Annotated in this window: 21 protein-coding genes; 5 read left to right on the top strand and 16 right to left on the bottom strand. The window is 58.8% G+C overall.

The features are described 5' to 3' along the window. Positions 1-12 precede the first annotated feature (12 nt). Positions 13-333 (top strand): DUF1330 domain-containing protein, encoded by a 321-nt coding sequence (locus FIV03_RS00105; protein WP_152508259.1) that lies wholly within the window; start codon positions 13-15, stop codon positions 331-333. A gap of 84 nt (positions 334-417) precedes the next feature. Here FIV03_RS00105 and FIV03_RS00100 read toward each other — a convergent pair whose 3' ends face one another. From FIV03_RS00100 to FIV03_RS00065, 8 genes are all read right to left on the bottom strand, one after another. Continuing rightward, a complete protein-coding gene (locus tag FIV03_RS00100; RefSeq protein ID WP_152508258.1) occupies positions 418-1,218 on the bottom strand; it encodes a hypothetical protein in 801 nt (266 codons plus the stop codon). A 23-nt stretch (positions 1,219-1,241) separates the two neighbouring features. After that, positions 1,242-1,988: a transporter gene (locus FIV03_RS00095; protein ID WP_286202318.1), complete on the bottom strand. Its 747-nt coding sequence runs from the start codon at positions 1,986-1,988 to the stop codon at positions 1,242-1,244. 180 nt (positions 1,989-2,168) lie between these two features. Beyond that, entirely contained in the window at positions 2,169-4,124 is a 1,956-nt protein-coding gene (locus FIV03_RS00090) for a multiheme c-type cytochrome (RefSeq protein ID WP_152508256.1), read from the bottom strand. Positions 4,125-4,270: 146 nt separating this feature from the next. Further along, positions 4,271-4,639, bottom strand: coding sequence for a hypothetical protein (locus FIV03_RS00085; protein WP_023001895.1), 369 nt, complete (start codon positions 4,637-4,639; stop codon positions 4,271-4,273). Beyond that, positions 4,636-4,989, bottom strand: a complete 354-nt coding sequence (locus tag FIV03_RS00080; protein WP_145903679.1) for a hypothetical protein — start codon at positions 4,987-4,989, stop codon at positions 4,636-4,638. Before FIV03_RS00080 ends, FIV03_RS00085 begins: the two co-directional genes overlap by 4 nt. A 106-nt stretch (positions 4,990-5,095) precedes the next feature. Then, a complete protein-coding gene (locus FIV03_RS00075) occupies positions 5,096-6,064 on the bottom strand; it encodes an HAD family hydrolase (protein WP_152511757.1) in 969 nt (322 codons plus the stop codon). 110 nt (positions 6,065-6,174) lie between these two features. Further along, positions 6,175-7,782 carry an arylsulfatase gene (locus FIV03_RS00070; protein ID WP_286202317.1) on the bottom strand — a complete coding sequence of 536 codons (1,608 nt, stop codon included), beginning with the start codon at positions 7,780-7,782 and terminating at the stop codon, positions 6,175-6,177. Positions 7,783-7,823: 41 nt separating this feature from the next. Next, entirely contained in the window at positions 7,824-8,102 is a 279-nt protein-coding gene (locus tag FIV03_RS00065) for a hypothetical protein (RefSeq protein WP_152508254.1), read from the bottom strand. Positions 8,103-8,339: 237 nt separating this feature from the next. On the opposite strand from FIV03_RS00065, the gene FIV03_RS00060 reads away from it, so the two are divergent. After that, on the top strand, positions 8,340-10,124 hold the full coding sequence (locus FIV03_RS00060) for a tetratricopeptide repeat protein (protein ID WP_152508253.1): 1,785 nt from the start codon (positions 8,340-8,342) through the stop codon (positions 10,122-10,124). Positions 10,125-10,250: 126 nt separating this feature from the next. Here the strand turns inward: FIV03_RS00060 and FIV03_RS00055 are convergent, their stop codons facing one another. Then, positions 10,251-10,463: a hypothetical protein gene (locus tag FIV03_RS00055; protein WP_152508252.1), complete on the bottom strand. Its 213-nt coding sequence runs from the start codon at positions 10,461-10,463 to the stop codon at positions 10,251-10,253. A 182-nt stretch (positions 10,464-10,645) separates the two neighbouring features. Continuing rightward, positions 10,646-11,335 (bottom strand): hypothetical protein, encoded by a 690-nt coding sequence (locus FIV03_RS00050; protein WP_152508251.1) that lies wholly within the window; start codon positions 11,333-11,335, stop codon positions 10,646-10,648. A 211-nt stretch (positions 11,336-11,546) separates the two neighbouring features. On the opposite strand from FIV03_RS00050, the gene FIV03_RS00045 reads away from it, so the two are divergent. Further along, on the top strand, positions 11,547-12,200 hold the full coding sequence (locus tag FIV03_RS00045) for a LysE family transporter (RefSeq protein ID WP_152508250.1): 654 nt from the start codon (positions 11,547-11,549) through the stop codon (positions 12,198-12,200). Between the two features lie 95 nt (positions 12,201-12,295). On the opposite strand, the gene FIV03_RS00040 is transcribed toward FIV03_RS00045, so the two are convergent. The 4 genes from FIV03_RS00040 to FIV03_RS00025 form a co-directional block, all read right to left on the bottom strand. Further along, positions 12,296-12,568 carry a hypothetical protein gene (locus FIV03_RS00040; protein WP_006933467.1) on the bottom strand — a complete coding sequence of 91 codons (273 nt, stop codon included), beginning with the start codon at positions 12,566-12,568 and terminating at the stop codon, positions 12,296-12,298. Between the two features lie 191 nt (positions 12,569-12,759). Then, complete coding sequence (locus FIV03_RS00035; RefSeq protein WP_152508249.1) at positions 12,760-13,170, bottom strand: TIGR02301 family protein; 411 nt, start codon at positions 13,168-13,170, stop codon at positions 12,760-12,762. Between the two features lie 60 nt (positions 13,171-13,230). After that, positions 13,231-13,677, bottom strand: coding sequence for an NUDIX hydrolase (locus tag FIV03_RS00030; RefSeq protein WP_152508248.1), 447 nt, complete (start codon positions 13,675-13,677; stop codon positions 13,231-13,233). Positions 13,678-13,736: 59 nt separating this feature from the next. Beyond that, the gene (locus FIV03_RS00025; RefSeq protein WP_286202241.1) at positions 13,737-14,249 is read right to left on the bottom strand and encodes a hypothetical protein; all 513 of its coding nucleotides are present in this window, start codon (positions 14,247-14,249) and stop codon (positions 13,737-13,739) included. 113 nt (positions 14,250-14,362) lie between these two features. Here FIV03_RS00025 and FIV03_RS00020 point away from each other — a divergent pair, with 113 nt between their 5' ends. Together FIV03_RS00020 and FIV03_RS00015 are read left to right on the top strand one after the other, a co-directional pair. Beyond that, positions 14,363-15,121, top strand: a complete 759-nt coding sequence (locus tag FIV03_RS00020) for an SOS response-associated peptidase (protein ID WP_152508247.1) — start codon at positions 14,363-14,365, stop codon at positions 15,119-15,121. Positions 15,122-15,199: 78 nt separating this feature from the next. Then, positions 15,200-16,075, top strand: coding sequence for a methyltransferase (locus tag FIV03_RS00015; protein WP_152508246.1), 876 nt, complete (start codon positions 15,200-15,202; stop codon positions 16,073-16,075). A 107-nt stretch (positions 16,076-16,182) separates the two neighbouring features. Here the strand turns inward: FIV03_RS00015 and FIV03_RS00010 are convergent, their stop codons facing one another. Next, positions 16,183-16,614: a glyoxalase superfamily protein gene (locus tag FIV03_RS00010; RefSeq protein WP_023001881.1), complete on the bottom strand. Its 432-nt coding sequence runs from the start codon at positions 16,612-16,614 to the stop codon at positions 16,183-16,185. A gap of 418 nt (positions 16,615-17,032) precedes the next feature. Then, a complete protein-coding gene (gene dnaA, locus FIV03_RS00005; protein ID WP_062491873.1) occupies positions 17,033-18,496 on the bottom strand; it encodes a chromosomal replication initiator protein DnaA in 1,464 nt (487 codons plus the stop codon).

Genomic DNA, 18,496 nt, shown 5'->3' with positions numbered 1-18,496 from the left:
AGAGGCCGGACCATGACCTGTTACGCTATCGGCCATCTGCGCGAAATCGAAATGGGGCCCGACATCGTGGCCTATCTGGAAGGGATCGACGCAACGCTGGCACCTTTTGACGGCCGCTTCATCATCCATGGAGGCGAGAAATTTCAGCTGGAAGGCGCGTTCCAGGGGGACCTCATCGTGATTGCGTTTCCTGACCGGGTACGGGCCGAGGCCTGGTATGCATCGCCGGCTTACCGGACGATCCTGCCGTTACGCCTGAACAAGGCGGTGGGCGAGGTGTTCCTGATCGAAGGCGTCGACGCGGATCACAAGGCAACGGACGTGCTTTCGTGATCTTCCGACGAAGTCGTAGCACGAAATGGAAAGGCCGGTCCCGATGAGGAACCGGCCTTTTGACTTGTTGTCCCTGCCTGCGTCCTAGAAGCTGATGGCAATTCCCATCAATGGGCCGTGTGTGACCGTGTCATAGCTGAAGGCTGATTGGCCGGACTTGCCGTTGTCGTAATCGACGCCGGTTGCCTTGTATTGCAAATGCAGCGCGACACGATCATTGAAGTGATAGCCGACACCGCCTTGCAGACCCCAGGTGAAGTCCGACACCAGGCCAAAACCACCGACGTTACCGCTGCCGAACAGCGACCATTTGGGTGCCACGAAAACCTGCCCGCGAACGCCGATCACCGGATCGATCCATTGTTCTGTGATTGTTCGGGTAAAGGTGTTGGCCGGCGTGTTGGCACTGACCTTCAGCTGGTTGTACCACCAGCGGCCCCCGGCATAGGCTTCGGCCCAGTTCCGGTCCTGATGCCAGAAGCGGTAGCCGAAGAAGGCTTCGGTCACCAATTGCTTGACGCCAGCATCGATACTGCCGCCAACACGCGGAAAACTGCGGCCCTTGCCAAGGTCCATGTAGGCCACGTCCAGCGTCGCGCCGAAACGATTGTCGTAAAGCGCCTCGAAATGACCCATCGCCCCGAATTGAAGGTTCTCGAAAATGGTTCCGGGGGAAACGTCGAGCGACGTATTGGGCAGTCGGCCGATACGGCTGTTTCCTTGAATTGTCGGGGCAAGCAGGTAAGGCGCGACGACGAATTTCCACGTTCGGTCGACACGCACATCCGGTGTTTCAACCGGAGCAGGCGCCTGGGCCAGATCGGCAGCCTGTGCGCCCCCGGTCAGCAGGCTGGCCAAAATCAGAAGAAAAGCACTTCTTTTCATATCACCCCACCCCTGTTGGCTCCCTATTTCGGGAAGAGAAAGGTTACTGCTGCCCGTGCGCCGAAGCCCTCCGGGCCGTTGTCGGAACTTGCCGCATAATACCGAACACCTGCCTGAAAGCTGATGGGTTGCTTGTCGATGGTCACAAGTTTGGCAACCATGGCGTTGATCGGCACGGACCATTCGTCCGACGTCCAGTCATAGGTACTTTCCGAGTTCAGCGTGAAGGTCCAGGCGTCGTCGGTTGTGTAGGACAGGAACGGCTGCAGGAAGGTCGAATTGACGTCGTTGCGGTTGTCATCGCCTGCATAGGACCAGACGTGATTGACGAGCCCGCCATAGGTCCACGGGCCGGACTGGCGTAGCACGACGCCCGTCGGACCGGCGCCCCATTTGCGGGTGCTCAACAGGTCGTCGGTTCCTGTCGGAAGCAGCAACACCGGGCCAAGGCCCCAGATGATCCCGTCGGACGTTGGCTCCTTTGGCGAAAAGAAGAAGCTCTGCGTCGTGTCACTGAGACCGAACTGCGTGCCTGAATTTCCGGCAATGTCATCCTGCCAGACCACAGGCAGGATCGTTCGAGAGATCAGGTTCCAGTCCTCGTTGAGCGAGAACGGCACCACGGGCTGTATGTTGAGCGTGACCTTGTTGCCGTCGGCAGGACCAAATCCGTGATCGTAGTTCCATTGAAACGGGACGCTGATGAGCGACGCCACGGGGTTGGAGAGCTTCTTTGCGAGATCGGAATCCTGAGCGCCTGCGGGTGTCATCTGGAAGAAAAGCGCCAGAGCGCACAAGGGAACCAGCTGTTTCATGGTCTCATGCCTTCCATGCTCAAGAGGACTGCCCTTGCAGGGACCTAATCATCCATGAAACCCAGACGCACCTTCTGGGCTTTTTGGGATGTATTTCAGGAAATGGCAATCAGGAGTATAGCATGCCTTTTCGTCTTATTGCTGTGAAAGCTGTTGCCTGTAGGATTGCAATGTCGGGTCAGAAGGATTGGCAACCAGGGCCTTTTGCAGACTGAGCTGCGCTCCCGCCATGTCACCGACCGCCAACTTGATGCGCACCTGCATCACCCAGGCATTGATCATTTGCGGATCCAGCAGGGTGACTTCCTCAAAGGCCGCTATGGCTGCAGGGATATTGCGAAGAACGAGCGCGGTTCCCCCAAGAACGAGCTGGGTCTCCGGAAAATCCGCCTTGTTCGCGAGCGATTGCTGCCATTCGGTTGTGGCTCTGGAGGCAGCCTCGGCCATTTGGTCCGGCATATGGGCAATGGGCGCGCCGATCATGAGACGGGCCGCGGCAATCCGGACGGCTTTGACCGGATCACTCAAGGCAGGAATGATCCGTGGAAGCCGCTGGGTTGGCGGAACCGGCTGCTGTAACGCCAGCGCTCCGGCGCGGACAATTGGCTCCGGATCTGCCAAAAGGTCGGTGACGGCCTCGGCGATCTCCGGTGTCGCAACAGGCAGCAGCAGGTCCAGCGCGCTCGCCCGCACGATCCCGGGGTAGCTCGCCTGATGGGCGACTGCCAGAAGGTCCGCGGCATTCACGCCCGGGTCTTGCCGTGCCGCCGAAAAGATCTCCGCAAAATGCGGCCCACGGTGACGACTGTCCGGAAGCCGCTTTTCAAGTTCTCCGGCCGCCCAGGCGGCGGACTTGTCGGTGTGGCAGTCGTTGCAGGCATTCGGCGTGCCGAGTTTTTCCGAAAGATCCGGCCGTGGAACGCGGAAGGAATGATCTCTTCGCCCGTCGATGCCCATATAGACGCGCTCGATCATGTGGCAGGATTTGCATTCGGCGCCCGGCGTCTCCGGCTGATGGAAATGATGGGAAGGGTCGTCATAGAGCTTGCCCGTCAGCGACGGGAACGCCTCGTTGCCTGCGGGACTGTGGCATTGTGTGCAGACGGCGTTACCTTCCGCGCGCAATTCTCCGCTGTGCGGCTCGTGGCAATTGCTGCAGCTCACACCCTTGGCATACATCTTTGACTGCAGGAACGAACCGTAGACATAGACCTCGTCAAGGATCTGCCCATCGGCGTGATAAAGGCCTTCGCGAAGCGGCGACAGGCGGTATGCATCATGGAACGGTGTACCCGGTACCGGATTGCCGTCCTCAAAGGCTTCGCGGCGCGAATGACAACCTGCGCATTGCTGGATTTCCGCTTCCGGCTGGCCTTTCGCAAACACCGTCAGAAGACCGGTCGGCCCGGTTCCGGGGAAGGGGCTTTTGCCGTAGGTTTCCGGGTCTTTCGCCCAGGCAAGATGGGCCGCGCCCGGTCCGTGGCAGGCTTCGCATCCGACGGCGATTTCCGCCTGCCGGCTGGAATAGGTTCTGGTGCCGGGGTCGTAATTCTTTTCAAAGCCGGTGGCATGGCACTCGGCGCAGCGGGCATTCCAGTTCTTGTAAGGTCCGGTCCAGTGCAGCCCGTCCTCAGGCGGGGGAGCATCGTCTCCGTAAAGGTGATACCAGCGCTTGTTCTGCTGGTCCCAGACCACGTCGAAAGACTGAACCCGACCCGGTTCCGTTTCGACAAGATACTGTTGCAGCGGTGCAATTCCGTCGACGCCGATCACCTTGAATGTTTGCGTTTTACCCGGAACGTCGCTCGTCTCGATGAAATAGTCGCCGTCACGGGTAAAGAAGCGGCTGGTGCGTCCCTTGTGCGTGAACTGCGAATTGTCGAAGTCCGCATCGACCGTATCCGGTCCGGGCTCCATCCATGCCTTGGAATGGTGTGAAGCGCGCCAGGCGTCGGCTTCCACCTCGTGACAACCGGTACAGGTTGCTGTGCCGGCATAGTCCGGGACAGCGGCAGAAAGGTTTTCGGCTGCATAGGCGCTCTGGAACCAGAGCACGGCAAGGAGCGCGACGAGCAATCGGGTGAACAACATTCTGGACGCTCAAACCTCTCCGTCAAATCCGCTGGGTACAACGAGACGTCTGTTTCTGCCGGCACCGCCTGATGCTTGTGCAAGCTCCATGCGGAGGAGCTGCCGTGCTCCGGCTGCTTCTCCGCACGGCTTCGTCTCGCCGATGCCTAGTCGAGGTCTGAACAGGGAACGACGTGTTTCTGGCCGGCAGCATCCGTTACCTGGCAACCATTGTCACTGTTCGAGCTTGCGATTGCAGATCCGACCAGTGCACCGGTTGCTGCGCCAACGGCCGCTCCGGCCAGGTAGCCGCCAGTCGGGCCGTAATAGGGGCGGCCGTAGTAGCCATGGCTGCTGTTGTTTTCCACGACCACGTTGTGGCCACCATGATACCCGCCGTGATATCCTCCATGGTAGCCCCCGTGATAACCGCCATGGTACCCGCCGCGGACAACGTCATGGGACATTGCAATGCCACTGCTGCCGAGGAGCAGGGCAGCGCCAACACCAAGAAGTCTGATCGTGCGAAGCCTCATTCCTTTTCCTCCAGTTCCAGCGTTTCCTTGACGTCTTCCCAATAGGCGAGCCGCTCTTCACAATTGATGCTCTCAAGATCGCGAGCAGCGCCAAAACCGACAGAGGCTGCATAGTCGTAGGCAGCATCTTCACCGTGGTCGTAAAGGACGTGTACAAACAGGTGGCGGGCCTGGTCACGGAACGCCTTTTTCTGGTCGTCCGGAGTGCAGGCATAGGCATTGCCGACATCCAGCCCGAGTGTCCGCATGCGCTCTTCCATGCGTTTTTGAATCTTTTGGGGGTCGTGCGCCAGCGCCGGGCCGGCAAATGCCAATCCTGTCATGAGGGCGAGGCAAAAAATTCTTTTCATGATCTATCCTTGCAGCTTGCATCACCCCGGTCCGGCCATTCAGGCATTTGTCCCGAAAGCGGTGCAATCCAGTTGCTGTTCAATTCATGTGTCTTTTCCGGCAAATCTATTCCGGAAAGATCTGCTTCCAATCGTCTTTCATGCTGATGATATGCCAACCTTCCTTCGGGGCGTCGTCCAGCCCCTTGTTCAGTGACCCGAAATGGGTATCACGATCATAAGCATATTCTCTATCTGCATCATCATGATGGACAAACATGCCGAGGCGCTTGCCGGAGCCTGCGGTCGTGTACTGCAGCATCTGATAATCGCCGTCGGAGTTGCCGAAGGCTGCCAACGGACGCTTGCCGATGTGGGTGAGGATGCCGACAGGCTTGCCAGCCTTGTCGTCGACAAAGGCAATCTTGGGTGTCCGCATCAAGGTGGGAACGCCGTCGACGACCTTGTATTCAGTGACAATCGATGAGCCGACCACCTGTTCGGTTGGTATCCCGTAAACGCTCTCTGTCCATGGGCGCATGAATTCGATGCCGCCACCGGAGACGATGAAGGTCTTGAAGTCGTTTGCGCGCAGATAGGCGAGAAGTTCCAGCATCGGCTGATAGACAAGCTCGGTGTAGGGCTTGTCGAATTTCGGGTGCCTGGCAGTTGCGATCCAGTCGGTGACCGTCTTTTCGAACTCGGCAGTGCTCATGCTGGCATGAGTGACGGCGAGGATCTCCATCAATCCCTTTTCACCGGCCTTGCCGAGGGCTTCCATGTCGTTTTCCAGAACGGCCTGGAAAGGCTGGGTCGTCTTCCATTCCGGGTGGTCCGGCGCCAATGCCTTCACCCGGTCAAATGCGAAGGCAAGCTGGGTGTACATGGGATGCTCGACCCACAAGGTGCCATCATTGTCGAAGGTTGCGATCCGCTCTCCCGGTGCGACAAAATCCGCGCCACCTTCGCTCGTTACGGCTTCGACGAACTCAACGATCGCCTGCTTGTTTGCACCGTCGTTCCACGATGGCAGCGGGTCGGTTTGTGCAAGGGCACCCGATATCCAGACACTCGCTCCCAACAGGCCGGAGATCATTGCGCCGAAGAGGAATTTGACCTTCATAGCTGCACCCTTCCACTTATGTGTTGTTCAAAGCGATGTCCGCCCCGGACCAGGCCGGGGTGGACACTGTTCAGCTTCGAAAATCAGTTGCCGGTCGGCAGGCCGATCGAGAAGCCGTCCTTGGCAAGAGCCTCCTGGACATATTTGAACCGCTGATACTGGCTGAGCGTGATCGGACCGGTATAGGTTTCCGACTGCAGCTTGCGTGGCGGATATTTGACGTAGGACTTCATGAGCTCCGTCACCTCGTTGTTGATCACCGGCAAATACCAGGTGCGTTCGGTGAAGTTGTTCATGAACATGTCGTAGCGCTCCTGCGGATCGTCCAGCAGGTTGAACACCTGCGGAACAGTAGCAACATAGCTGTCGGGACCCTTCCAGCCAAGGTTGCTGTCGACTGCCAAGCCGCCGGTGGTTGCGCCATCGTCGCCGCGCAGGTTGAACACGGCCTTGTAGTTGCCGACGCGCGCTGCCCCAGGGGAAAGTTCGTTCTCGGTGAAATAGAACCAGGCTTTGCGGCCGGAGTCACCGGAACCTTCCCACACAGGTGTCATGTCATAGCTGTCGAAGATGATCGGCTGGCCTTCGCGGTCTTCGGTCGGCAGCGTAATGCCGGCGGCAGAAGCGAAAGTGGCCATCAAATCGAGACCGCCGACGACAGCGGCACTTTTCGTGTCCGGTTTGACGTGACCGGGCCAGCGGACGATTGCCGGAACGCGGTTGCCGCCTTCACGCACGGTGCCCTTGGTGCCGCGGAACGGGGTGTAACCGGCGTCCGGATAAACGTCCTGCCAGGCGCCATTGTCCGTGGTCCAGAAGACGATCGTATTGTCGGAGAGGCCGAGCTCATCGAGTTTGTTGACCAGATTGCCAATGCGGCTGTCCAGTTCGACGACGGAGTCCGCATATTTGGTCTTGGAGATCGATTTTCCTTCAAACTCCGGCGCCGGCATGTTCGGCTGGTGCACCTTCATGAAGTTGACGTTGATGAAGAACGGCGTGTCCGGCTTCTTGGCGGCTTCTTCCAGAAACTCGAGCCCCGCCTTTTCAACGTAGCCGTCGAAATAGGGGATACCGACCACGCCCTTGTCCGGCGTGTCGACGTATTGGCCGTTGATCTTGAAGTCTTCTGTCGGCTTTTCACCGGCCTTGCCGGACAGCGACCCCTTGGTGACCTTCGCGAACATCTCGCGCAGGTCCTTCGGCATGTCCGGGAACCAGGTCGGATCGGCATAGGTGTAGGCGTTGAGGTGATAGAGACCGACGTATTTCATCACGTCATAGCCCTGCGCATTTGGCAGCGCGTAGTCCGCTTCACCTAGGTGCCACTTGCCGGTGAAATAGGTGTCGTAGCCACCGGTTTTCAGAACCGACGCCAGCGTCCACTCGGCTGCGGGAAGGCCGCCACCCTGGCCCTGGAAGGCCACCGTTGTCATGCCGGACCGGTTGGGAATACGGCCTGTCTGCATGGCGGCGCGGCCCGGTGTACAGCTGGGCTGGGCGTAGAAATGCGTGAACATCATGCCGTCGTCGGCCAGTTTGTCGATGTTCGGCGTCGGCATGCCGCGGGCTTCACCTCCAAGATACGGGCCCGTGTCGCCGTAGCCGGTGTCGTCCGAAACAATGAAGAGGATGTTTGGCTTCTTCGCGTCTTGCGCGAAGGCCACGCCTGACAGCGCTGTGCAGGCCATGCCTGCGACCGCCAGTCCGGTTACTAGTTTGGTGAACATACCTAATGGCTCCCATTTGGACCATTTGTGGAGTAGGCCGGGGACGGCCCGTCGATAGGTGCACTTCCAGTCAGGAAGCTTGAAATTTCCCGTTCAAGTTCTTCAATCACGGAGCGATAGTCAGCAGCCTTGGCTTCATCGTTCTGCCAGCGTTCGAGGGCACAACATGCGGTTGCGTAGTCCTCGCACAGTGACAAGAAGGCAGGATGAGTGTTGCAGAGGCGGCGGACAGCGAGTTCGTCCACGTTGAAACGACGCATGATGAGAGCTGCTGTCGGCATGACGACAATGCCCCGTTGTCGATGGCTCCAGGAAAATTCCTCCAGGATTACCTACGGGATTCAAGCTGGTTACAAGGTATGAACAGGTACGAACAGGAGTCTGCTGCGATCTGATCGTCGTCTTTGCGGACTGGGGCGCTTGTTACGGATGGCAAAGGCCAAGGCATTGGACTATCGTTTGGCTGAAGTTATTTTCCGGCACTTTCAGGGGGAAAGATGCGGTCAGGCAGGCAACAATTGGTTGCAACGGGTGACGTGGAGGAGTTCGATTGTCCGGCCCGCGTTCGGGAAGAACTTTCCCGTGTCCTGCAAAGCGATCATTTTCACGCAACGCCCAAGCGCCGCGCCATGCTGACGTTCCTGATAGAGGAGGCGTTGGCCGGGCGCGCGGACACGCTGAAGGGCTATGCTATCGGGTTGGCCGTCTTCGGTCGTGACGAGAACTTTGACCCGCAATCAGACCCGATCGTTCGTCTGGAGGCCCGCCGCCTGCGGCATGATCTGGACAGTTACTACATTGCCGAAGGCGCGCGGAACCCGATCCGCATTTCCATTCCCAAAGGCCAGTATGCACCGAAGTTTCATGACAATCTGGCCAGTGTGACTGCACGGGACGGCTCGACTACCGGCAACGATGAGACGGCAGATTCTCATGTGCCGGAAGAGGTCAATGGGTCGCCAAGACCTGTGCGAACCTCCTCCAGGTTGCCCTGGTTGGTTGCCGGGGGAGCTGTCCTGTTCGCGCTTCTGGTGCTGGGGGCAGCAGTCGTGATGCTCTTTCAGCCGGCACAACAGGTGCGGCTCGAGGCCTCCCAACCTTCCGTGATGGTTCTTCCATTCAGCGTGACGTCGACGGATCCGGAACAACAGATCCTGGCGGCGGGTATTGCCGAGCAGATCATGACTGCATTGAGCCGGTTTCCGGACTTCCGGATCTTTTGGCCTCCATCCGGCAGAAAGGTTGGCGAAACCTTTGACCCGGTTGAAATCGGCCGGCAGGAAAATGTCGCCTTCCTGATCTCCGGGTCTGTCGCCTCGGAAGGCGAGATCGTCCGTGTCGGTGCGAAGCTGGTGCACAGCCCCAGCAAGCGGGTGCTCTGGTCTGGCAGCTACGATCGCAAGCGCAGCCGAACAACCTTGCTGGAAATCGAGAAAAGCATCGCTTCGGAAATTGCGACGGTCGCAGGTCAGCCCTACGGCGTCATCAAGTCGGAACTTGCGAGCAACCTGCCTGCCGGAAGTGAACCGAGCAACGACAGTTTCGAGTGCGTGCTGCGGGGCTACGTTTACCGGAGGAACTTTTCCAGGCAACTGCATGCAAAGGTTCAGGAGTGCCTGAACAGTGCGGTCAAGCGGGATCCGGGTTATGTAGAAGCCTGGGCGATGCTGGGCTGGCTCTATCTGGATTCTGGACGCTTCGGTCTGGCTGCAGAGGGAGACAAGGAACTTGCCTTCGACAGCGCCCTGAACGCCGCGTCACATGCCCTGAGCCTTGATGGTAACAACATCCTGGCACTCAAGGCGCTTTCGTCGATCAATCACTACATGGGAAACATCGAGGAAGGGGAAAGGCTCGCCAAGAAGGCGCTCGATCTCAATCCCAACGATCCGGACACCCTGGCTCAACTGGGTTGGCGACTGGCCGTGGTGGGCAAGTTCGAGGAAGGCATTCCCTATCTGGAAAAGGCGATCGAGCGCACGCGGAACGCGCCGGGCTGGTATTTCCATCTGATCGCCATCAATCATCTGCTGAATGGCCGCTACGCCGAGATGCTGACAGCCGCGAAAAAGGGCGTCCTGGATGGATCCGGGGTCAGCTGGTGTCTCGTCGCAATTGCCCAATCGAAGCTCGGCAACAAGGCAGCAGCTCGTGCTGCGCTGGAAAAGATGGCGGACGTTTCTCCCGGCCTGGGCCGTGACCCAGGTACCTTCCTGCGCTCCCACCAGGCGAGCGAGCGGATTGTCACTTCCCTGATGGCAGGACTGAAAGAAGCAGGCTGGACCACCCCTGCCGGACAGTGAGGTCCGGCGATTTTTTGAAATCAGTCAAGGTCGCCCACCGGCGAAGCAGCTCGGAAGCTTTCCTGAACGTTTGTGCTGTTTGCGGCAGGCGTTCCGGAAAGCGGGTTTTGATCAGGTTCCGGGCGCTTAGCAGCCCGGTGTCATCGAAGTGCCTTCGGACATTTCGCCTGCGCAAGCGTCCGGGTCACCATCCGGGCCCTGGTCCACTGAACTCAGGCCGCCGATCGGGGGCGCTGCGCTACCGTTCTCCAGACCATCGCCGGACTGGTTGCTGGATTGGCAGCCGCCCAGGGCCAGAAGCGAAAGCAGAAAGGCAGCGGAGAAAAATCTTACAATCATATTGGTCACTCGCATGCGCCGCAGATGGCGGGAGTTGGAAGGCGGGGCGCAAGTACGTGCTTTTCGGGTAATGAACTTCTTGCGCTCGTATTGATTGTCACGATTTTTTGTTTTGCTGCAATAGCCCCATCGGTACAGGCGCCCGATTTATCTGGCGGTTTGCGTTCTGCGGGGGGCTTTTGTCAGTCACCGGCCACGAAGTAATGAAGCGTGCCGTCAGGGCCGATGCCGACGCGATAAAACGTCCAGGCACCGAAATCCTGCATTTCAGCAAAGTCGCCTGCGGTAACGATCCGGAACAACTCCACTTTCTGATCGGGTGTCAGATCGTGCAGGGGGTAACGGGCAAAATACGGCCAGAGATACATTTCCTGAGGTGTGCCTGCATCCACGTGCAAAAACCCCGCATCCATGATGTCGGCGAGAATGGCCAGGATCTCGAAGCCTTCGCCGTCACCGGAGATCTCCTTCAGAAAATCTATCGGGTCGTCGATTTGCCCGAACGAGACCGTAGGCGGCAGTTCGTTGCTTTCGAACACCATGCGCAGCCGTTCCATGTCGCCCGAAAGCGCTGCTTCCTTCAGCTGGGCTTGCATGCGCTGCACAGGTTTCGGCAGATAGGACGTGCTGTAGAGCACCTGAGGCAACTCGGCGCTATCCGGCGCGGGTGCTTTGGAACCTTCTGCGGCTGCCGGCTCCCCGGCTTCGGGCGCGGCGAGGTCTTCCGCCGGAATTGAGGGGGCGCTTTCAGGCTCGGACGGCGCAACCGGAATTGTTTCCACCTGCACAGTCTTGGCGAAACCGGGGGCTGCAATAGCTGTGCCCGCCAGAAGACCGGCGGCAAGAACCGCAGCCTGATAAATCCGACTCATGAAAGTTCCTCGTTTATCCGCGCCTGCCAGGCCCCGTCGTATCACACCGGCACAAGCAGGCATCGCCCCGCGCCTTTCCTTAAACAATTCATGCGAGACTGAAAACATCGGGACTGGAATTTCCTCTTGTCTTGTCACGACGCCGCAGGGCCGCTATCGAGAGGTCCGTTCGCTTTAAAAGTAATATCAAGGGTCTAGAAAAGGACCGGCCGTGTCGTTTTTCGAATATGCGCTGATCGGGTTTTTTGTTGGCATTATCACAACAGCCCCGGTTGGTCCTGTAAACATCATGGCCATTCAACACGCCGTGCATGGCGGGTTTCGACAGGGTGTCTTCGTGGGGCTGGGTGCTGTCGTTGCCGACACCATCTTTGCTGCGGCTGCGATATTCGGCATCTCCGCTGTCACCAATTTCATTGAAGGCCAGTTCGACCTCATCGAGATCGTCGGCGGGGCGCTGTTGATCATATTCGGCATCAAGATCTGGAACACCCATCCGCATCTGACCAGGAACGGCAATCCGAGAGAACATGGATTTTGGGCCGATGCCACCGCAGCCTTTTTCATGGCGATCACCAATCCGGGTGCGGTGCTTGCCTTCGTGGCAATATTTGGTGGTCTGGGAGATTATCGCCCCCAGACGGGGGATCATTTCGGCGCACTGGTGATGGTTGCCGGTGTCACGGCGGGGGCGACCACATGGTGGGTGCTGGTCTCGGCGTCCGTTTCACACTTCAAGTCACGTATCGACGATCTCTGGCTGGATCGTGCCAACCATATCGCCGGATTTCTGCTGGTGGTGTTTGGTGCGCTGATCTATCTCAAGCTGGCGCTCGAAGCGGCCGGCGTTGATCTGATCGCGTAGCGCTAGCCGGAAACGATACGCTCAGCTCCTGAAACGCCGGAATCAAAAAGGCCGGGCGACCGGCCTCTTCAGAATGCGTGTCGTGAGCGTGCGTTTTACTGAAGTACTCGGTTCACGGTGTAATCGCCCTGCAGGATGCGGTCCGGCAGGCCTTCAGCCAATTTAGCCACGGCATCTTCACCATAGGCAGCAACCAGATCCGCAAGTGCAGTGAACATCGCCGCGTGAGCGACGGCATCCGCATCTACACCATTGGCGATGGCTTCGGCCCAGGCGTCGGAAATGAAGCCGAGTGCAGCACGTCTGATGTCTTCGTCTTCAGCAAATTCGGCTTCCATTGCCGCGTCGGCGTAATCGTCGTTTATCATTCGCTTCCTTACCGGTCCTTCCCGAACGCAAGAGGGACAACCCCCGCGTGTTCCTGCCCCGAATCTTGAGTAATGATCCTAGCACGGCGAACCGCGCTGATAAGTAACCGTGAACGCAAACTTAACGGCCACCCACAAATTTGATTCAAAAGGTTAACCAACTCGTAACGATTTGAAGATTTCTGCGAAAATTACCGACCATAGCGACTGGTGACGTCGCTGATGATGACCTCGCCTTCGCTCAAGTACTGTCCCATTGCGAGACGGGCAGCCTCTGTGCACTCTCGGTAAGCGACTGAGAAACCACGATAACCTTGGTTAAATCGCTCAATGAACCTTCGGCGGCGATTCTCGTCCAGCGTTTCAGCGTCCAGAAAATCTTCCATGCGGTCACGCCAGCTCGGGTTATCGCTTTCCTTGCACAGCGGTCGCAGGAAATGCAGCGCTCCGAAAATCTCCGACAGACGCATGAGCTGCTGTTCATAAGGGGGCGCGTCGACCGCGGTTTCCTGCGCCGATACAACCTGCACCGGATACATAGCCCCAAGGGCCAGAACAACAGCGGTCCGGGACAGGAAAACTTGCATGCGGCGTTTGATCATGGTCGGATCATGCTGAACCCGGCGCCGCACCGCAAGCACTATGGCAAGTTGATCCAAAGATTAGAGGTCTGGTTGCTTGGCTGAAGAGATTGCCAGGTGCCGCCGAATGCGGTCCGGCGTACCGGGTGTGGTCAGCAGCCCGTCGAGATCTTCCAGGCGGACCCAGTCGAGCGCCGCGGCATCATCGGCGGCAACTGCGGTTCCCGATACATACGGCCCACAAAAGACGGTCAGGATGAAGTGAGTGACGACACGGCCGTCATCATCTCTCTGGATGGAATCGAAGGTCTCGACAGGCTCGCCGATTGCCGCAATGACACCGGTTTCCTCCAGCAGTTCACGAGCGGCCGCTTCCTGAAGGGTCTCCCCAAGCTCGATCACTCCACCAGGCAAACTCCAGTGATCCTTGAAAGGAGGCCTGCCGCGCTTCACCAGCAGGGCACGGCCATCACGATGGCACAGGACACTGACACTGGCGCGTGGCGCTTCCGGATAAAACCTGGACATGGAACCTCGGCGGGCGGAAAGACGGCTGATTCTGTCCGGGCACAATAAGCCGCAAGGCGCTATGCGAACAGGGCGTCGATTTCCGCCTGTGCGCCTTCGCCTTCGTGCTGCGTCGCTTCGGGTTCCACATGGCCGTGGATGACGGCGCCGGCAACGGCTATCAGCGGCTTGATTTCGTTCGTGGCCCGGTCGGCAATCTCAGTCGCGATCATTGCGGGATCCGGCGTATCGCGCAGCTGGTCCTGTATCTTGCCCACGAGCTTGTTTATACCCGCGACCTGTTTTTCCAGGTGTTCGCGCAAGTAGTTCGGAGCGGCATGATAGGCCAGGATGGCCAGGTTCTTGTCCTTGAAACTCGAGTTCTCGAAATGGCCCTCATAGTCGAGCGGCTCCCATTCCAGAACATCTTCGGCGCAGTCCGGCATATCCGGCAGCATTTCCAGAAGCATCATGACTTCATTGAAATGATTGAGATAATCGGTCGCCAAACCGGTTTGGGGATTAATGTTTGCCTGTTCCAGCCTCTCGGCTGCCAGCTCCCCGGCGCCCAAAACTGGATGCAAACATTCCATACCGGCCCCCTGTTATTGACTTGGGGTCTACGGTACTTCTTTTTTATTTCCAATTGCCTAACTTGGCGGAACCCTGTTTGCCCCGCTTCAGGGCCCCCAACGGGAGAAGAACGATGTGCGGCCGCCTGGCTCTGACGACACCACCGGATGCTGTGCGCAGCTTCTTCGACTACGTCGATCAGCCCAATTTTCCGCCGCGATACAACATTGCGCCAACTCAGCCGCTGGCCATCGTGCGGCAGACGCTCGACGGCACACGCCGCTTTCATCTTGTGCGCTGGGGCTTGATGCCGCCCTGGGTCAAGGACCCGGCAAGCTTTACGCTGCTGATCAACGCCCGGGCGGAAACAGCATCGCAAAAGCCGTCGTTCCGCAATGCCATGCGTCATCACAGGTGCCTCGTGCCGGCGTCCGGCTTTTACGAGTGGCGTCGCACGCCGGAAGGCAAGCAACCTTTCTGGATCCGTCCGGCAGAGGGCGACGTCATGGGCTTTGCCGGCTTTTGGGAAACCTGGTCGGATCCCGATGGCGGTGACATCGACACGGGTGCAATCCTGACGATCCAGTCCAACCGGATGATGTCTGCGATCCATCACCGGATGCCGGTGATCCTGAAACGGGAAGATTTCGGAACGTGGCTGGATGTTGCCAACGTAGACAGGCGTGAAGCCGAAAAGCTGCTGCAGCCGGTAGAAGACGATTTTCTGGTCGCGACGCCGGTTTCCAACCGGGTGAACAAGGTCGTCAATGACGATGCTGATGTGCAGTGCGAGATTTCGCCGGAAGAAATGTCGGTACCCTTGAAAAAACTTGCCAAGCCGTCAGCCGTGGAGAAATCGCAGGAGGACAAGAACCAGCTTGATCTGTTTTGAACCGTCGCAGGCGTCAGAATTGCCGTGCAAAAGTCTGCTCATGGCTGTAGGGCAGGGGCTCAGCCGCAAGGATGGATCATGAGCAACGACGACAAGCCAGAATTTGAGCTAGACGAGGCCTTGGAAGACGACGCTTCGGAGAACGAAGCGTTGGCCGAAGCCTATAATCGAGGTCTCGCCCTGCAGAAATCGGGCGATCTGGCAGGTGCCGCGCAAGCCTATCGCGAAGCCCTTGCACTGGACCCGGACGACCCGGGCGGCGTCAGCATTCGTCTGGCGGCAATCGGCGCGGAAGCCACCCCTCAGAAAATGCCGGATGCCTATGTCGCGACCCTTTTCGATCAGCACGCAGATGTGTTCGACGACATTCTGGTCGATGAGCTTGGTTACTGCGTGCCCCTGCTGGTTCGCGATCTCGTCCAGAAGCTCGAGATTGCCCCATTCGATCGATTGCTCGACCTCGGCTGCGGCACGGGTCTTACAGGTATGGCACTTGCCGATTGCTCGGGTCACCGGACCGGCGTCGATCTCTCCGAGCGGATCGTTGAACTTGCCTATGACCGGGAAGTCTATGACGACCTTTATGTGGGCGAGGCCGTTGCGTTCCTTGAAGAGTTCGAGGAAGACGATGGCTCTCGCCCCAGCTGGGACATGATCGCGGCAACCGACGTGTTTCCCTATCTGGGGGCGGTTGAACCATTTCTTGCCGGTGCAGTTGACCGTCTGAAACCGCGCGGTTACCTGGCTTTCTCTACCGAAACCCTGTCCGAAGAAGCACTTGAAGGGCGACCCTACATGGTCGGGCCGAAAAGCCGGTTTGCGCAGGGGGAAGGCTATATTCGCTCATCTCTGGATGCGGCTGGCTTCGACATTCTCGCGATGGACCCCATCACTGTTCGTCTCGAGGACGGAGACCCTGTCCCCGGGCACCTTGTGATTGCACGGCTGCGCTAGAGCCCATGCGCTGAAGAGCATCCCTTCGGTTCGAGTTTCAACGGGACGGCCAGGGATCATCTGCCGTTCCATCGTGGCCGATGGCACGGCAGACAATCGCCTTTCCGTCAGTCTGCCCTTTGCATGCGCAGATAGGGTTCACCGTCGGAGGTTCGCTTGACGGCGACACCGTCACCGTTGATCAGAACGACGACCCGGCTGCGAAAAGCAGAAAAACTGTCGAAGGTGACCACATCCACCGGCGTGTCGAACTTGATGGTCACCCGGTATTGGCCTGCCGGCCCCACCCGTGTCAGCGAAAGCACCTCTCCTTCGAAAGGCTGCTTCATGTAGGTGCCCGAGACACGGTTGCCGACGGCAAACTGCATCTGGTTTGGTCTGGCGGCTGTCGCGGACACGGTGTTCCAGTCCTTGAAGCCGTATTGGGCGGACAGGAGTTCGAGCGCCTGGCTGTGGGAGATATCCTGTCCCTTGGCAGCTAGCGCGGCGCGCAGGCGCTTGGCCTGTGCTTTGAGATTGGCAACGCTGGGCAGCGTCATGCGATTACCTTTCCAAGAAAGGCAGGCGGTAAGGTGTTCGCCAATTGGCGGCGACCCGTCATGGGGCCCGCGTTGCCATCAGCCTGCACTGTCTCGTGAAGGTCGATCAAAGCTGCAAGATGACTTGCGCAAGGGAATTCACCATGGCCGAAGCCTGCGGGCGGCCGGATCCCTCAAACCGGCGCAAGGCATACGCCCCGGTTCGAAGTCTGTCAACGCGGCAAAAAGAAAGCCGCTGGCGCGGCTTCAAGGAGAGGGAGGTTAAGATGAAACACCCGGCGGTTCTTACCGCCTGAGTTCGACCGCGCCCCGTCGGACGCAGAAGGGTGATTGCCCTGAATTGGGGGCAGGGCAATCGCGGAGACGGGCAAGCCCGCCGCCGCAGGTTTTCCGAGGGAGGGGTGTCCCCGGAAACAGATCAGGCGTGGACCAGCCGCTTCAGGAGCTCGACTTCCTGTGCAAGGGCCTTGTCCTTGGACACCATGTCCTCGATCTTGCGGACCGCATGCAGCACGGTGGTGTGATCGCGGTTACCGAACCGCCGGCCGATTTCCGGCAGCGAGCGTCCGGTCATCACCTTGGCGATATACATCGCGATCTGGCGCGGTCGAACCAGCGTGCGAGCCCGGCAGGACGACAGGAGGTCCGCCTTGGTAACGCTGAAATGCTTGCACACCACCTGCTGGATCTCTTCCACCTTGATGGAGCGCGGCTCGCCGATCCGCACCAGGTCGTGCAGGGTCTTTTCCGCCAGGTCCATCGTTACCGGCTGTTTCGTCAGCTGGTTGTGGGCGAACAGGCGATTGAGAGCGCCTTCCAGGTCACGGGCCGAAGCGATCACGTAGCGCGCAATGTAGTCGGCTACATCTTCGGGAACGGAGAAGCCCGGATGTGTGCGACGCGCTGCGGTGATCCGCTTCTTCAGGATATCGTGGCGCAGCGCATAATCGGTTGACTGGATGCCGACGACTTCACCTTTCTGGATCCGGTAGCGCAGCGCATCGCCAAGCGTATCGAGGTCTTCAGGCGAGCGGTCGGCTGCCATGATGATCTGGGTCGGCGACTCCATGAGTAGTTCCAGCGTCTTGCTGAACTCGTCCGCAGCCTGCTTGCCATGCAGGAACTGGAGATCGTCAACCAGGAGCAGGTCGATGGAGCGCATTGCCTGCCGCAGCACCGGGAAGGCCGGCGTTCTGAGAGCAGGCACCAGGTGGTACATGAAGAATTCAGCCGACAGATAGGCAACCTGCCGTCCCGTCTTGCGAGCTTCGGCCGCCGCTGCCTGCAGCAGGTGGGTCTTGCCGATGCCGGTGGACGAATGGATATAGAGCAGGTCCAGTGTGCCCTGGTGGCCGGCAGCCATCTGGCGCACGGCGGCACAGGCAAGGCTGTTCGAGGCGCCTTCGGCAAAGGTGTCGAAGGTCAGCTTCGGATTGAGAGACGCACCATTCAGGAAATCCGCCGCCGCATCCTCGTTGCTGTCCGCAAGGCACGGAATAACCGACATGCCATGGGACGCGCCGAATTGAGGCGTGCTGCTAAAGGGGCCGGGACGGCCGCTGATCCGCCGGGCGGAGATCGCCTTGGGGGCAAGGCCGACATTGAGTTGACGAGGACGCAGAGCACCGCGAACGGTCAGCTCGATACGGTTGATATCGTCCTGCTCACGTTTCCAGAGGCCGACGAGCTGCTTCTCGTAGTTGTTCTGGATCCAGTTTTTCAGGAAGCGGGTGGGCACCGACAGGCGTACCGCATCGCCCGTGGTTTCTTCGTGGTTTACTCTGCCGAACCAGTTGGAAAATACATCGTCACCGAGCTCGTTTCTCAGTTCCTTTTTCACACGATCCCATTGATCCGAACCAGCTAAGTTCTGAACCTGCAT

The sequence above is a fragment of the Labrenzia sp. THAF187b genome, assembly GCF_009363375.1.
Taxonomy (GTDB): Bacteria; Pseudomonadota; Alphaproteobacteria; order Rhizobiales; family Stappiaceae; genus Roseibium; species Roseibium algicola.
This window is presented reverse-complemented; position numbering and strand designations above follow the sequence as displayed.